We start from the raw sequence: 15,489 nt of genomic DNA on the forward strand, positions 1-15,489 counted from the left end.
GGTGGTGGCGTTCGGGGGCGGGCACGGGCTGTCCGCGACGCTGCGGGCGTTGCGGGTCGTGCAGCGCGGGATGCCGCTCGACATCACGGCCGTGGTGACCGTCGCCGATGACGGCGGGTCCAGCGGGCGGCTGCGCAAGACGCGGGACATCCTGCCGCCCGGAGACCTGCGGCAGGCGCTGGCGGCGCTCGCCGACGAGACCTCGACGGCGGACCTGTTCCAGCATCGGTTCACCGGTGAGGATGACATCGCCGGGCATCCGGTCGGAAATCTCGTACTCTGCGCTCTGATGGAGCTCGCCAGTGACCCCGTCGCGGCGCTCGACCGCGCGGCGGAGATGCTGCGTTGCGGCGGGCGGGTGCTGCCCATGTCACGCGATTCGCTGCACATCGAGGCGGAGCTTTCGGAGGGTGGCGAGGTTGTCACCGTACGCGGGCAGCACGAGGTCGCGGTGACCACCAAGACGATCGACCGCGTGCGGCTGACCCCGGCCGAACCCGAGGCGTGCGCCGAGGCGGTGCGGGCGGTGCTCGACGCCGACTGGCTGCTGTTCGGGCCCGGATCCTGGTTCACCAGCGTGATCCCGCACCTGCTCGTGCCGGGGCTGGCCGACGCGATCCGGGCCAGCGCGGCCCGGCGGCTGGTCACGCTCAACCTCGCCGCCGACAGCGAGACCGCGGGGCTGACCCTGCCGGAACACCTTGCCGCCCTGCGTCGTTACCTTCCTGGATTGCAGGTCGATGTAGTTCTTGCCGACGGGAAAGCCGTAGGCGACCCCGAACCGGTCCATCGTGCGGCAGAATCGCTTGGTGCGCGGCTCGTGCTGGCCCCGGTCGCCGTCGGCGACGGGGCGCCCCGGCACGACCCGCAGGGCCTGGCCCGGGCGCTCGAGCCATTGCTGCGCGCCGACGCTCGCGGCACCGTCGCCGCGCGCGGCGTGAGCCACGCCGGCGACGACGCGGCGAGCAACGGGCACGCGGGCCGCTCAGGCGGTGCAAGTGGCTCGGGCGACGCGAGGAGCCCGGGAACCGTGAGCGTCCCGGGCAGCGCGAGCCGCTCGGGCAGCAAGCGCACAGGAAACGATGAGAGCGGCACGGGCGACGGCCGGGCTCGCCCGGGCCGGAGTGCCGGCGGCGCGGGTGCGCAGGGCGAGAACGGCTCGCGAGCCCACGCCGGCAACGGGGGCCGGGCGCGTACCGGCACGGACGAGGACATGACGCTGAACACGAAAACCGCGAGGTGACGACAGAATGGCGATGACCGCTGCGGTCAAGGACGAGCTGAGCCGGGTGGACGTGGCCAAGCCGTGCTGCCGGCGCGCCGAGATGGCCGCGCTGCTGCGCTTCGCCGGTGGGCTGCACATCGTCTCCGGGCGGGTGGTCGTGGAGGCCGAGCTCGACACCAACGCGGCCGCGCGACGGCTCCGGCGGGAGGTGTCGGAGGTGTACGGGTACGGCAGCGAAATTCACGTCCTGGCCTCCGGCGGTTTGCGCAAGGCCAGCCACTTCATCGTGCGGGTGGTCAAGGACGGCGAGGCCCTCGCCCGCCAGACCGGGCTGCTCGACGTGCGCGGACGCCCGGTGCGCGGGCTGCCGCCGCACGTGGTCTCGGCCAACATGTGCTGCGCGGTCGCCGCGTGGCGCGGGGCATTCCTCGCGCACGGGTCGCTGACCGAGCCGGGGCGCAGCTGCGCGCTGGAGATCACGTGCCCGGGGCCGGAGGCGGCGCTCGCGCTCGTCGGGGCGGCCCGCCGGATCGGGATCACCGCCAAGGCGCGCGAGGTACGCGGGGTGGACCGGGTCGTGGTCAAGGACGGCGACGCGATCGCCGCGCTGCTGACCCGCATCGGCGCGCACCAGAGCGTGCTGACCTGGGAGGAGCGGCGCGTCCGGCGCGAGGTACGGGCCACCGCCAACCGGCTGGCCAACTTCGACGACGCCAACCTGCGCCGCTCGGCGCGGGCCGCGGTCGCCGCCGCGGCGCGGGTCGCCCGGGCCATGGAGATCCTCGCCGACACCGCGCCCGAGCACCTTTCCAGCGCCGGTACCCTGCGGCTGGAGCACCGGCAGGCCTCGCTGGAGGAGCTCGGCGCGCTCGCCGACCCGCCGCTGACCAAGGACGCCATCGCGGGGCGTATCCGGCGCCTGCTGGCCCTGGCCGACAAGCGGGCGCGGGACCTGGGCATCCCGGACACCGAGTCCGCGGTCACCCCGGAGATGCTCGTCGGCTGAACGTCGGCCACCCACCACTCGACCCCAGCAGCACCCGGCCCGGCCCTCATGCGACCGGGCCGGCTGGGTGTTGGGTAGGAAAATCGTGATATGTCCGATAAATCCGGCTGGGTGCGGGGGCAGTGGCGTGACCTGTGAGTCGGCGGACCCGGCGCGGCCGGGTCGCTGGCCGTGGGCGGACGCGATGGTCGTGAGGCCATGCGGAACCGGGCCCCGAGCAGCGGGCGGACCTGGGCGGTTGCGATGCTGCGGACGGACATGGTGGCGGTGGCCGGATGCGGGGTGGAGCGGGACCTGGCCGGAGGCTGCCGATCATGGGCCGCTGGGCGGCTGGGAGGCCGTACGCTGAAACGTGGGCTCCGACACCCCCGCGGGATCGTGACCGGTTCGAGACGATAGGGTTTCCGTGTTCGGCGATGAGGCCGACTCGGGTCGCTCCTCGCTGTTCGATCGCCGCCGCGACACGCGGCCGGACCCGGCATGGATCGGGTGGGTCCGGACCGGCGGGACCAGGGTGGGCGAGCCAATAACACTCATCCGCACCCGGCACCGGCACTGGCAACGCGGCCGGGGTGCGAAGAGACGAGGAGATGTGTCGAAGTGACCATCCGGGTTGGCATCAACGGCTTCGGCCGGATCGGCCGCAACTTCTTCCGTGCGGCCCTGCAGAAGGGCGCCGACATCGAGGTTGTCGGTGTGAACGACCTGACCGACAATGCGACGCTGGCGCACCTGCTGAAGTACGACAGCATCCTCGGCCGCCTGGGCGAGGAGGTGAAGGCGACCGCGGACGAGATCACCGTCGCGGGCAAGACCTTCAAGGCGCTCGCCGAGCGTGACCCGTCGAAGCTGCCGTGGGGCGACCTCGGTGCGGACGTCGTCATCGAGTCGACCGGCATCTTCACCGACGCGACCAAGGCCAAGGTGCACGTCGAGCAGGGCGCCAAGAAGGTCATCATCTCGGCCCCGGCCAAGAACGAGGACCTCACGATCGTCTTCGGCGTGAACGAGAACCAGTACGACCCGGCGAAGCACACGATCATCTCCAACGCGTCGTGCACGACCAACTGCCTCGCGCCGATGGCGAAGGTCATCAACGACACGTTCGGCATCGAGCGTGGCCTCATGACCACGATCCACGCGTACACGCAGGACCAGAACCTGCAGGACGGCCCGCACAAGGACCTGCGTCGTGCCCGCGCCGCGGCCCTGAACATCGTGCCGACCTCGACCGGTGCGGCCAAGGCGATCGGCCTGGTGCTGCCGGAGCTCAAGGGCAAGCTGGACGGCTACGCGCTGCGCGTGCCGGTCCCGACCGGCTCGGCGACCGACCTCACGGTCACCGTCGGCCGCGAGACCAGCGTCGAGGAGGTCAACGCGGCGATCAAGGCGGCCGCCGACGGCCCGCTGGCCGGCATCCTCGTCTACACCGAGGACCCGATCGTCTCCACCGACATCGTGACCGACCCGGCGTCGTGCATCTTCGACTCGGGCCTGACCAAGGTCATCGGCAACCAGGTCAAGGTTGTCGGCTGGTACGACAACGAGTGGGGCTACAGCAACCGTCTCGTCGACGCCGTCACCCTGGTCGGCACCGGCCTGTGAAGACGCTCGACGACCTCCTGAGCGAGGGCGTCGCCGGTCGGCGCGTGCTCCTGCGCGCCGACCTGAACGTCCCGCTCGACGGAGACAAGATCACCGACGACGGCCGCATCCGCGCCGTCCTGCCCACCCTCAACGCACTGCGTGAGGCGGGCGCCCGGGTGACCGTGATGTCGCACCTGGGCCGGCCGAAGGGCGCGCCCGACCCGAAGTACACGCTGGCGCCCGTCGCCGCCCGCCTCGGCGAGCTGCTCGGCGCCCCGGTCGCGTTCGGCGACTCCGGCGAGGGTGACGTGACGCTGCTGGAGAACCTCCGGTTCAACGCGGGGGAGACCAGCAAGGACGAGGGCGAGCGCAAGGCGTTCGCGCAGGAGCTGGCCGCGCACGGCGACGTCTACGTCGACGACGCGTTCGGCGCCGTGCACCGCAAGCATGCCAGCGTGTACGACGTGGCCGCGCTCCTGCCGCACTACAGCGGCTACCTGGTCGCCAAGGAGCTCGAGGTCCTGAGCAAGCTTACGGGCGTGGGGGAGCGGCCGTACGTCGTCGTGCTCGGCGGCTCGAAGGTGTCCGACAAGCTCGCCGTCATCGAGGCACTGCTGCCGAAGGTCGACAAGCTGCTCATCGGCGGCGGCATGTGCTTCACCTTCCTCAAGGCCCAGGGCCACGAGGTCGGCAAGAGCCTGCTGCAGGACGAGATGGTCGACACCTGCAAGGACCTGCTCCAGCGCGGCGCGGGCAAGATCGTGCTGCCCACCGACGTCGTCACGGCGACGGAGATCAGCGACGAGGCCGCCACCAAGACGGTCGGCATCGCCGAGATCCCGGCCGGCGAGCTCGGCCTGGACATCGGCCCGCAGAGCGTGTCGGAGTTCGCGGGCATCCTGGCCGGTGCCAAGACGGTCTTCTGGAACGGCCCGATGGGCGTGTTCGAGAAGCGCCCGTTCGAGGCCGGCACCCGTGGCGTCGCCGAGGCGATCACCAAGGTCGACGGCTTCACGGTCGTCGGCGGCGGCGACTCGGCCGCGGCGGTCCGCGCGCTGGGCATCCCCGAGGACGGCTTCAGCCACATCTCCACCGGTGGCGGCGCCTCCCTGGAGTTCCTCGAAGGCAAGGCCCTGCCGGGCATCACGGCGCTGGAGGTCTGACCCGATGGCTGAGGCGACCGGACGCCGTCCGCTCATGGCCGGCAACTGGAAAATGAACCTGAACCACCTCGAGGCCATCAAGCTGGTCCAGCAGCTGGCCTTCACGCTCACCGAGAAGCAGCTGGGCGACGTCGAGGCCGTGGTCCTCCCGCCGTTCGTCGACATCCGCAGCGTGCAGACGCTGGTGGACGGCGACAAGCTGCTCATCGGCTACGGCGCGCAGGACATCTCCGCGCACACGAACGGCGCCTACACCGGCGAGGTCTCCGGGGCCATGCTGGCCAAGCTGGGCTGCCAGTACGTGGTCGTGGGGCACTCGGAGCGGCGGCAGTACCACCGCGAGGACGACGCCCTGGTCAACGCCAAGGTGAAGGCGGCGCTGGCCAACGGGATCGCGCCGATCCTCTGCGTGGGCGAGGGCCTGGAGATCCGGGAGTCGGGCGAGCACGTGGGATACACCCTCGCGCAGCTCGACGCGGGCCTGGAGAAGATCAAGACCGACGAGGTCGAGAAGATCGTCATCGCGTACGAGCCGGTCTGGGCGATCGGCACCGGCAAGGTGGCGACGCCGCAGGACGCGCAGGAGGTCATCGGGGCGATCCGCACCCGGCTGGCCGAGAAGTACACCGGCGGCATCGCCGACCGGGTGCGCATCCTCTACGGCGGCTCGGTGAAGCACGACAACGTCGCGGCGATCATCGAGCAGCCCGACATCGACGGTGCTCTCGTCGGTGGCGCGAGCATCGACGCCGAGGGCTTCGCGAGGATTGTCCGGCTCGGCAAGTAACAACCGTAGTCAGCGAAACACCCAGCGTCGCGCGGTCCGGACGGGGCCGCGCGACGTTGTGTTGTGCGCCCCGCCCCGGTTCCGCGGCGGCTGAACGCCGCCGGCAGTGGCTCCATCCACCACCGCTCGACGTGTTCGACAGCGCGAACAACGCCGAGGGCAAGCCGGACGTGGCCCGCAAGCTGATCGAGGACCAGCAGAAGAACGGCAAGCCCTGTGCGAACACGCTGACGCTGACGCTGCCGATGGACGAAACAACCAGGACCACATGACGGCGCTGCGCATGGCCGGCACGACCATCCGCGGCGGCTTCATCCACCCGCGGTTCGGCCAGCCCGACCTGTGCGCGCTCGGCCTCGCCTAGTAAGCTGGCAGCCGCTGTCCGACACCTTCGCCCAGTCCGGCTCGATGAGGCTCGCTCCGATCGACCCGGAACAGGCACCCACCGAGAGGACGACCGCGCCATGACGGCGTTCGCCTACACCCTGATCGTGCTGCTGGTTATCACCAGTGTGCTGCTCACCCTGCTCGTGCTGCTGCACCGCGGCAAGGGCGGCGGCATGTCCAGCATGTTCGGCGGCGGCGTGTCCTCGAGCCTCGCCGGATCCTCGGTCGCCGAGAAGAACCTGGACCGCTACACGCTGCTGGTGGGCATCATCTGGTTCGCCTGCATCGTCGGTCTCGGCCTCTGGCTGAAAATTGTCCAGAACGGTGGTGCCTGAGCACACCGGTGGTCCTAGACTCATGCGCGCGGTCCGTGACGATACGGGCCGCGCGCAGGTGTTTGGCCCACACTCCTGCACTCCGTAAGACGTCGTCCCCCCCGACGAACAGGAGCGAGCAGCCGTGGCAGCTGGCAATGCCATCCGTGGAACCCGGGTCGGCTCAGGCCCGATGCGCATGCCCGAGCGAGGTGAACAGGCCCCCAGACGCAGCGTGACCTACTTCTGCGTCAACGGGCACGTCACCACGCCGGCCTTCGCCGCGGAGATCACGCCCCCGGACACCTGGGACTGCCCCCGGTGCGGCCTCCCGGCCGGCCAGAACGAGCAGGCCCCACCGCAGCGCCCGCGGGCCGAGCCGTACAAGTCCCACCTGGCCTACGTGAAGGAGCGGCGCTCCGACGCCGACGGCGAGGCCATCCTCCAGGAGGCCCTGGCGCGACTGCGCCAGCGACGAGGTTAGCGACGAAAGAAGGGCGCCGGTGAAAACCGGCGCCCTTCTTTTCAGGGATGCTCAGACCAGGCTGCGGAACTTCGGCGGCAGCTGGTGGGCCGCGGCCGAGTCGAGCAGCCACAGCGTCAGGTCGCGGCCGTGGACCCCGGCCGCCGGGATCTGGCGGGGGCCCGCGTCGGCCAGGGCCAGGCCGACGGCCTTCGCCTTGCCGTCGCCCGCGGCGATCAGCCACACCTCGTCGGCGGTGTTGATCGCCGGCAGGGTCAGCGTCGTGCGGACCGGCGGCGGCTTCGGGCTGCCCCGCACCGCCGAGACCGGGCGGTTCTCCAGCGTCACCGGGTGCTCCGGGAACACCGAGGCGACGTGGCCGTCCTCGCCGACGCCGAGCAGGACCACGTCGAAGTGCGGCAGCTCCGCGTGGCCGGGGCGGGCCGCGGCGGCCAGCTCCTCGGCGTAGCGGGCGGCCGCCGCCTCGGCGTCGTTGCCGTCCGGGCCGTCGCAGGCCGGCATCGGGTGGACTCGCGCCGGGTCCAGCGGCAGCGCGTCGAGCAGGGCCGCGCGGGCCTGGGTCTCGTTGCGCTCCCCGTCGCCGGCGGGCAGGAACCGCTCGTCGCCCCACCAGCAGTTGACCCGGGACCAGTCGACCGCGTCGCGGGCGGGGCTCTCGCGGACCGCCTGGTAGATCTGGGCCGCGATCCGGCCGCCGGTCAGCACGACCGTGGCCTCGCCCCGCTCGGCCTGCGCGTCCGTGAGCCGGACGATCAGCCGCGCGGCGGCCGCCTCCGCCAGCAGGGTGGGCTCGGTGTGTACGACAACCTTCGCCTGGGTCATGAAGGAACGCTCTCCTGCAGCGGTGCGGTGGTCGCCTCCGGCTTCTCGGCGAGGGCCGGGTCCTTCCAGATGTGCACGCGGGGCGTGGCCCGCTCGTCCAGGCCGCGCTTGCCGGTGCCGGCCGCCAGGGCGTGCGCGTAGGGCTGGTCCGGGTCGAGCCGGCGCAGCTCCTCGGCGAGCTCGTCGCCGAGCGGGCGGCGGCTCAGCGGCAGGATGCGGTCCGGCTGGCCGGTGCGCTGCAGCGTGGCGACGCCCGCGTTGAGGTCGCGGATCAGGTTCATGGTGTTGCCGTCCTCGAACTCGAGGTTGACGGCCTCCATGATCCGGCCGGAGCCGGTCCGCCGGGACGGGTGGACGCCCAGGCGGGCCTCCAGCCAGCCGCCGAGCAGCAGCGCGGTCGGGTCGTGCTCGGGCGCCACGATCGTCGCGGAGCGCACGCTGACGCGGTTGGCGTCGAACGCCCCGGCCAGCAGGGTGCGCCACGGCGTGATCCGGGACCAGGCCAGGTCGGTGTCGCCGGGCACATAGTCGTCGGAGCGCACCCGCAGCGCCGCCACCGGGTCGTCGGCCTGGGCGCTGTCGGTGATGCGCCGGTCGGCGACGACGCCCAGCGGGTCGTAGGCGATCCGCTCCGGCGGCGCGCACTGCCACCACGTCACCACCGGCACGTCCGGGGCGAGCAGCGGCATGACGACCGACTCGGCGTGCAGCGCCAGGCGGCCCTGCATGCGCATGACGACCGCCTCGCACGGGCCGAGCCGCCCGCCGACGACGATCTCGGCGTCCAGGCGCGAGCGCTGCTGCGTCACGTCGGCGCGCACGATGAGCAGCAGGCGGCAGGGGTGCGCGGAGGCGGCGATGGTGGCCGCCGCCTCGGCCTCGCGGACCTGCCGCTCGTCGACCACCGCGATCAGGGTCAGGGCCAGGCCGCTGGTCAGGCCACCGGCGCTGCGCCGCTCGTTGGCCAGGGCCTTGACCACCTCGATACCGGTGGTGTCCCACAAACCGATCATGTCTATGTCTCCCTCTCGGCCGTGCTCAGGCCCGGCGCCAGACGCGGCCCTCGCGGGCCAGCATCTCGTCGGCCGCCCGCGGTCCCCACTCGCCCGCGCGATACGGCTGCGGCGTCGAACCGGCCCAGGCCTCCTCCAGCGGGTCGATCACGTTCCAGCTCGCCTCGACCTCCGCCGAGTCCGGGAACAGCGTCTTGTCGCCGATGAGCACGTCGAGGATCAGCCGCTCGTACGCCTCCGGGCTCGCGTCGGTGAACGCCTCGCCGTATTGGAAGTCCATCGCGATGTCGCGGACCTCCATCGTCGTGCCCGGCACCTTCGAGCCGAACTTCAGCATCACGCCCTCGTCCGGCTGCACCCGGATGACGAGCTGGTTGTTGCCAAGCATCTCCACGTCGGCCTCGTGGAACGGCAGGTGCGGGGCCTTCTTGAACAGCACGGCGAGCTCGGTGACCCGCCGCGGCAGGCGCTTGCCGGCCCGGATGTAGAACGGCACACCGGCCCACCGCCGGTTCTGGATGCCCAGGCGGACGGCGACGTACGTCTCCGTCTTCGACTCCTCCGGGACGTCCTTCTCCTCCAGGTATCCGGGGACGCGCTCGCCGGCCACCCAGCCGGTGAGGTATTGCCCCCGGACCGTGTTGGTGGACACGTCGGCCGGCACCTTGATCGCGTTGAGCACCTTGAGCTTCTCGGTGCGGATGGCGTCCGCGTCGAACGCGGTGGGCTCCTCCATCGCGACCAGGGCGAGCAGCTGCAGCAGGTGGTTCTGCAGCACGTCGCGGGCCGTGCCGACCTTGTCGTAGAAGGCCGCGCGGGTGCCGATGCCGACGTCCTCGGCCATGGTGATCTGCACCGAGTCGACGTAGTTGGAGTTCCACACCGGCTCGAACAGGTTGTTGGCGAACCGCAGCGCCATGATGTTCTGGACGGTCTCCTTGCCCAGGTAGTGGTCGATGCGGAACACGTCCTGGGCGGTGAAGGCGTCGTCGACGAGGTCGTTGAGCTGCTTGGCGGAGCCGAGGTCGTAGCCGAACGGCTTCTCCACCACCACGCGCCGCCACCCGCCGGACTTCGCGTTGTCCGACATGCCGGTGCGCTCCAGCTGCTTGAGCACGACCGGGAACGCCGACGGCGGAATCGACAGGTAGAACGCCGCGTTGCCGGGGATGCCCGACTCGTCGTGCAGGTCGTTGAGCATCTGCGCCAGGTGGTCGAAGGCCTGGTCGTCCTCGAACGAGCCCGGCACGAACTTGATGTTGCCCGACAGCCGCGACCAAACCTCCTCCCGCCACGTGGTGCGGGCGCCGTTCTGGGCCGCCTTGCGCGCCAGGTCCTCGAAGTCGCCGTCGCCCCAGTCGCGCCGGGCGAAGCCGAGCACGGCGAAGCTGGGCGGCAGCAGGCCCCGGTTGGCCAGGTCGTAGACGGCCGGGATGAGCTTCTTGCGGGCCAGGTCACCGGTGACGCCGAAGATGACCAGCGCACACGGCTCGGGAATCCGAGGCAGTCGCCGGTCCTGCGGGTCCCGCAGCGGATTGGTCATCAGTTTCTCACCCTCCGAGGGCGGCCAACAGTTGTTCGATACCGGTTACCCGGTCGGTCAGGTGCAAGCGCATTCCGGGCTCGTTTTCCTGCACCGCTTGGGCGCCCGCCGCCTGCAGCTCGCCGAAGGTGTGTGGCCGGCCCGGCACCGCCAGGTCGCCGGTGACGGCGCCGGTGATCCGCAGCGTCGCGCCCGCCCCGGGGGCCGTCCGCGGGCCCCAGCCGAACGTCACGGCCCGGGCCACCCGCCCCGCGAGCGCGTCGCGCACCTGCGCCGCGGCCGCGTCGCCGCCGGGGTCGAGGTGCGCCTCGATCGCCAGCCGCCCGCCGGGCGGCACGGTGCGGGCCAGCGCGTCGACCGCGTCGATGAGCGTGGTGGCGGCCGTCTCGCCGTAAACCTCGATGGCCCCCTCTACCAGAGACGGCACCTGCCGCGGCAGGCCGGTGCCGAGCAGGCGCAGCAGGCGGTCGTCGCCGGCCGCGGCCGGCCGGGCGGCGCCCACCACCAGGGCGGCCTGCTCCCAGGCGAGCAGCTGCGCGCCGAGCGGGCCGTTGACGCAAAGATCGGGGTTGATGCCGCCGCCGGGCATGATGGCGCGCCCGAGCGCGCCGCCGACGGTCACGCCGAGCACGTCGGGGCCCTCGTGCCCCCAGGACGACGGGTTCTCCAGGGCGACGGTGACGACCGCGTCGCCGAAGAGCCGCTCGATCCACGGCCCGAGCCCGTCGATCCCGGTCCCGTCGGAGGCCACGGCGAGCTTGTCCCGCCCGGCCCGCGCGGCCGCGGCGATGGTCTCCCCGAGCGCGACGCCGGGCTGGTGACGCCGGTCTGCGCCGCGGGAGTCGTCGGCGGCCGGTGGCGCGGGAGGAGCCTCGCCGGCGGACGGCGGGGCGGCCGCGAAGCCGATCGGGCGGCGGGCGGCCGACGCCGGCGGGGTCAGCAGGGCCTCGGCCTCGGCGAGCAGGACGGCCGCGTCGGCGCCGGCCAGGCCGGCCGGGACCAGGGTGTAGGCGCTCAGGGCGGAGGCGGTCTCCGCGGCCAGGAACAGGTGGGCGCCGGTGTCGCGGGCGGTCGCTTCCAGGGGCGAACCGGGGGCGGTCACCACGACGAAACGCGGGCCCACATCGGTCCGGCCGGCGTCCTGGAATGCCTGCAGGAACGCCTGGCGGTAGGCGTCGGCCGCGGGGGAGAGGGGGCCCGGGGAGGCGATCACGACCGCCGTGCGCTCCAGGCGGTCGGCCAGGGCCGCGCGCGCCCGGTGCGGGTCGGGCGCGTCGAGCACCGTGAGACTCAGCCCGAGCGTGGCCGCGATCGCCCCGGCGCCGGCGGCCGGGGCGCCGGTCGCGACCAGGACGAACCGGTCGAGGCCCGCGGCCCGCAGGCCGGCGCGCAAGGCGGCGATCCGGTCGGTCAGCTCGGGCCCGGGCAGGAAGGGCGAAGGGGCCGGGGCGTCCGCCGGACGCGTGGTCTCGGTGGCGCCGAAGACCGTGAGCCCAGCCGCCGCCACGACCTCGTCGAGCAGATCAGACACCCGCCACCCCCTGCATGCCCTCATCTTGGCGCCCGCGCGAGGCGGGCGCGACGCGAACTCGCGAACGTGCCGCGCCCGAGCGAGGCGGGTGCGGGACCCCCGCGGGTGAGCCGTGCCCGCACCGGGCGGGCACGGCACGGCACCCGGGAGGTCCCGCGAACCTCAGGACGCCGAGCCCAGGGCCTTCTGGACCGTGTCGTTCATTTCCTTGCCGCTGACGCTGAACTTCTCGACGCCCTCGCGCTCGAGGACCTCGACGACGTCGCTGTAGTCGATGCCCAGGGCCGCCAGGGAGTCCATGATCTGCTGGGCCTCCTCGTAGCCGCCGGTGATGGCGTCCAGGCGCACCTCGCCGTGGTCGGCGAAGGCGTGGATCACCGACTCCGGCATGGTGTTCACCGTGCCGGGGGCGACGAGCTCCTCGACGTAGATGACGTCGCGGTACTCCGGGTTCTTCGTCGACGTCGAGGCCCACAGCGGCCGCTGCGGGTGCGCGCCCGCGTCGGCCAGGGTCTGCCAGCGCGGCGAGGAGAACAGCTGCTCGTAAAGCTTGTAGGCGAGCTTCGCGTTGGCGATCGCCGCCTTGCCCTTGAGCGCCTTGGCCTCGTCGGTGCCGATCTTGTCGAGGCGCTTGTCGTATTCGGTGTCGACGCGCGAGACGAAGAACGAGGCCACCGAGCCGATCCTGGACAGGTCGTGGCCGTTGGCCTTGGCCTGCTCGAGGCCGTCGAAGAACGCGTTCATCACGGCCTCGTAGCGCTCCAGGGAGAAGATCAGCGTCACGTTGACGCTGATGCCCGCCGCGAGCGTGGCCGTGATCGCCGGCAGGCCCTCCTGGGTCGCCGGGATCTTGATGAACAGGTTGTCGCGGTCGACCAGCCACCACAGCTCCTTCGCCTCGGCGACGGTGCGGGCGGTGTCGGCGGCGAGCAACGGGTCGACCTCGATCGAGACCCGGCCGTCGATGCCCTTGCTGGCGTCGGCGGCGGGCTTCATGACGTCACAGGCCCAGCGCACGTCGTGGCCCATGATCGAGCGCGTCGCCTCGGCCACCGAGGTCTCCCGCACGGCCAGGTCCTTGACCTGCCCGGCGTAGTCCTCGGCGGAGGTGACGGCCTTGGCGAAGATGGTGGGGTTGGTGGTCACGCCGACCACGTGCTGCTCGCGGCGGAGCTTGTCCAGCCCGCCGCTGGTCAGCCGCTGCCGGGAAAGGTCGTCGAGCCAGATCGCCACCCCAGCGGCGGCGAGCTCGGCCAGCCGATCGGAACTCATGAGGACTCCTTTTGCCTAGTTGCCCGTGGTGCTGCCGGTGATCTCGCCCACCTTGGCCAGGGAGGCGTGCGCGGCGGCGACGACCTTGTCGACGGTGAAGCCGAACTGCTCGAACAGCACCCCATAGGGGGCGCTCGCGCCGTAGTGCTCGATGCTCACGGGGACGCCGCAGTCGCCGAGGATCTTCTGCCACGACATCGCGATGCCGGCCTCGACCGTCACGCGCGCCCTGACCCCGGTCGGGAGCACCTGCTGGCGATACGCCGCGTCCTGCTCCTCGAACCACTCCTGGCACGGCATCGACACGACCCGGACCGGCGTGCCTTCGGCCTCCAGGCGCTCCTGCGCCTTGACGGCGAGCTGCACCTCGGAGCCGGTGGCGACGAGGATCACCCGGGGCTGGCCGTCGGAGGCGTCCTTGAGGATGTAGCCGCCCTTGGCCACGTTCTCCGCCGGCGCGTAGACCGTGCGGTCCAGGGTGGGCAGGTTCTGCCGGGTGAGCGCGAGCGCCACCGGCTGGTCCGTGCGCTCCAGCGCCGCCTTCCAGGCCTGCGCGGTCTCGTTGGCGTCGCCGGGGCGCACCACCGCGAGGCCGGGGATCGCGCGCAGCGCCGAGAGATGCTCGATCGGCTGGTGCGTCGGGCCGTCCTCGCCGAGGCCGATCGAGTCGTGCGTCCACACGTAGACGACCGGCTGCTTCATGAGCGCGGCCAGGCGCACCGCGGGGCGCATGTAGTCGGAGAAGACGAGGAAGGTGCCGCCGTAGGGCCGGGTCGGGCCGTGCAGCTTGATGCCGTTGAGGATCGAACCCATGCCGTGCTCGCGGATGCCGAAGTGCAGGGTTCGCCCGTACTCATGGCCGGGGAACGCCTTCGTCGCGTATTCCGACGGCAGGAACGACGGCTCGCCCTCCATCGTGGTGTTGTTGCTCTCCGCGAGGTCGGCCGAGCCGCCCCACAGCTCCGGCAGGACCGGCGCCAGCGCCCCGAGCGTGTCGCCGGAGGCCTTGCGGGTGGCGAGGCCCTTCTCGCTGGCCGGGAACTCCGGCAGCGCCTTCTCCCAGCCGTCCGGCAGCGCGCCGGCGAGCAGGCGGTCCAGCAGCGCCGCGCGCTCGCCCGCCTCCTCGCGCCACTGGGCGAGGCCCTTGTCCCACTCCTCGTGCAGCGTCTTGCCGCGCTCGATGGCGCCGCGGGTGTGCGCGAGCACGTCGTCGGCGACCTCGAACGACAGGGCCGGGTCGAAGCCGAGGACCTGCTTGGTGGCGGCGACCTCGTCGGCGCCGAGGGCCGAGCCGTGGATCTTGCCGGTGTTCTGCTTCTTCGGGGCCGGCCAGCCGATGATGGTCCGCAGCGCGATGAACGACGGCTTGTCGGTCACCGCCTTGGCGGCCTGGACGGCGTCCCAGAGCGCCTGGACGTCCTCCGTGTAGACCCCGTCGCCGGCGTCGTGGCCCTTGCGCCAGTCGACGACCTGGACGTGGAACCCATACGCCTCGTAGCGCGCCGCTACGTTCTCGCTCTTGGCGACCCGGGTGTCGTCCTCGATCGAGATCTCGTTGTCGTCGTAGATGACGGTCAGGTTGCCCAGCCTCTGGTGTCCGGCCAGCGCGCTGACCTCGTGGCTGATGCCCTCTTCGATGTCGCCGTCGGAGCACAGCACATAGACATCGTGGTCGAAGAGGCTCTCGCCGGCGCCCGGCTCCGGGTCGAACAGGCCGCGCTCGCGGCGGGCGGCCATGGCCATGCCGACCGCGTTGCCGATGCCCTGGCCCAGCGGGCCGGTGGTGGTCTCGACGCCGGCGGTGTGGCCGTGCTCGGGGTGGCCCGGGGTCAGCGAGCCCCACTGCCGCAGCGACTTCAGGTCGTCCAGGCTCAGCCCGTATCCGGCCAGGTAAAGCTGGATGTACAGCGTCAGGCTGGAGTGGCCGCAGGACAGCACGAACCGGTCGCGCCCGAGCCAGGCCGGGTCGGTCGGGTCGTGCTTCATGACCTTCTGGAACAGAAGGTAGGCGGCCGGTGCCAGGCTCATCGCGGTGCCGGGGTGGCCGTTGCCGGCCTTCTCGACGGCGTCCATCGCCAGCGCCCGGACCGTGTCGACCGCGCGCCGGTCGACGTCGGACCAGGACAGCTCGGGACCCTTGACCTCTTCAACGCTCACGGCGGTGCTGCTCCTGTCGAACGGGGTGAGGTGTGCTTACGTTCCTCGAGTGATGCAGGGCTCGAAGGGGATTACCACGTCGACCCTACCCACGATCGGGTAGCCCCACGCGCGGTCGACCAGCTTTCGGACATCGGCGACACTGCCTGCGACAACCGTAGTCGATGGCCACATCCGGGCCCCAGGGCACGGATGAGC

13 protein-coding genes and 1 pseudogene are annotated in these 15,489 nt (G+C 71.9%); 8 read left to right on the forward strand and 6 right to left on the reverse strand.

Going from position 1 to position 15,489, the window contains the following annotated elements; all coding sequences use genetic code 11:
• Positions 1–4: 4 nt before the first annotated feature.
• The 8 genes and pseudogenes from ACQPY0_RS10840 to ACQPY0_RS10875 all read left to right on the forward strand — a co-directional run.
• Positions 5–910 (forward strand): annotated as a pseudogene (locus ACQPY0_RS10840) (gluconeogenesis factor YvcK family protein); the annotation flags it as partial.
• Between the two features lie 340 nt (positions 911–1,250).
• Positions 1,251–2,231 (forward strand): DNA-binding protein WhiA, encoded by a 981-nt coding sequence (whiA, locus tag ACQPY0_RS10845; protein WP_432987460.1) that lies wholly within the window; start codon positions 1,251–1,253, stop codon positions 2,229–2,231.
• Between the two features lie 600 nt (positions 2,232–2,831).
• Positions 2,832–3,836 (forward strand): type I glyceraldehyde-3-phosphate dehydrogenase, encoded by a 1,005-nt coding sequence (gap, locus tag ACQPY0_RS10850; protein WP_432987462.1) that lies wholly within the window; start codon positions 2,832–2,834, stop codon positions 3,834–3,836.
• Positions 3,833–4,981: a phosphoglycerate kinase gene (locus tag ACQPY0_RS10855; protein WP_432987464.1), complete on the forward strand. Its 1,149-nt coding sequence runs from the start codon at positions 3,833–3,835 to the stop codon at positions 4,979–4,981. Before gap ends, ACQPY0_RS10855 begins: the two co-directional genes overlap by 4 nt.
• A 4-nt stretch (positions 4,982–4,985) precedes the next feature.
• Positions 4,986–5,768 (forward strand): triose-phosphate isomerase, encoded by a 783-nt coding sequence (tpiA, locus tag ACQPY0_RS10860; RefSeq protein WP_432987466.1) that lies wholly within the window; start codon positions 4,986–4,988, stop codon positions 5,766–5,768.
• Positions 5,769–5,899: 131 nt separating this feature from the next.
• Positions 5,900–6,040 (forward strand): hypothetical protein, encoded by a 141-nt coding sequence (locus ACQPY0_RS10865; protein WP_432987468.1) that lies wholly within the window; start codon positions 5,900–5,902, stop codon positions 6,038–6,040.
• 192 nt (positions 6,041–6,232) lie between these two features.
• Positions 6,233–6,490 carry a preprotein translocase subunit SecG gene (gene secG / locus ACQPY0_RS10870; protein WP_344614412.1) on the forward strand — a complete coding sequence of 86 codons (258 nt, stop codon included), beginning with the start codon at positions 6,233–6,235 and terminating at the stop codon, positions 6,488–6,490.
• A 124-nt stretch (positions 6,491–6,614) separates the two neighbouring features.
• Complete coding sequence (locus ACQPY0_RS10875) at positions 6,615–6,953, forward strand: RNA polymerase-binding protein RbpA (RefSeq protein ID WP_432987470.1); 339 nt, start codon at positions 6,615–6,617, stop codon at positions 6,951–6,953.
• A 51-nt stretch (positions 6,954–7,004) separates the two neighbouring features.
• On the opposite strand, the gene pgl is transcribed toward ACQPY0_RS10875, so the two are convergent.
• The 6 genes from pgl to tkt form a co-directional block, all read right to left on the reverse strand.
• The gene (pgl, locus tag ACQPY0_RS10880; RefSeq protein ID WP_432987472.1) at positions 7,005–7,775 is read right to left on the reverse strand and encodes a 6-phosphogluconolactonase; all 771 of its coding nucleotides are present in this window, start codon (positions 7,773–7,775) and stop codon (positions 7,005–7,007) included.
• On the reverse strand, positions 7,772–8,788 hold the full coding sequence (locus ACQPY0_RS10885) for a glucose-6-phosphate dehydrogenase assembly protein OpcA (RefSeq protein WP_432987474.1): 1,017 nt from the start codon (positions 8,786–8,788) through the stop codon (positions 7,772–7,774). The genes pgl and ACQPY0_RS10885 overlap by 4 nt, the downstream gene beginning before the upstream one ends.
• Before the next feature lie 25 nt (positions 8,789–8,813).
• Complete coding sequence (gene zwf / locus ACQPY0_RS10890) at positions 8,814–10,331, reverse strand: glucose-6-phosphate dehydrogenase (protein ID WP_432987476.1); 1,518 nt, start codon at positions 10,329–10,331, stop codon at positions 8,814–8,816.
• A gap of 7 nt (positions 10,332–10,338) precedes the next feature.
• A complete protein-coding gene (locus tag ACQPY0_RS10895; protein WP_432987478.1) occupies positions 10,339–11,862 on the reverse strand; it encodes a glucose-6-phosphate isomerase in 1,524 nt (507 codons plus the stop codon).
• A 162-nt stretch (positions 11,863–12,024) separates the two neighbouring features.
• Positions 12,025–13,134: a transaldolase gene (gene tal, locus ACQPY0_RS10900; protein ID WP_432987479.1), complete on the reverse strand. Its 1,110-nt coding sequence runs from the start codon at positions 13,132–13,134 to the stop codon at positions 12,025–12,027.
• 15 nt (positions 13,135–13,149) lie between these two features.
• On the reverse strand, positions 13,150–15,207 hold the full coding sequence (gene tkt, locus ACQPY0_RS10905) for a transketolase (RefSeq protein WP_432995164.1): 2,058 nt from the start codon (positions 15,205–15,207) through the stop codon (positions 13,150–13,152).
• Between the last annotated feature and the right edge of the window lie 282 nt (positions 15,208–15,489).

The sequence above is a fragment of the Dactylosporangium sp. CA-233914 genome (assembly GCF_050942935.1).
Lineage (GTDB): Bacteria > Actinomycetota > Actinomycetes > Mycobacteriales > Micromonosporaceae > Dactylosporangium.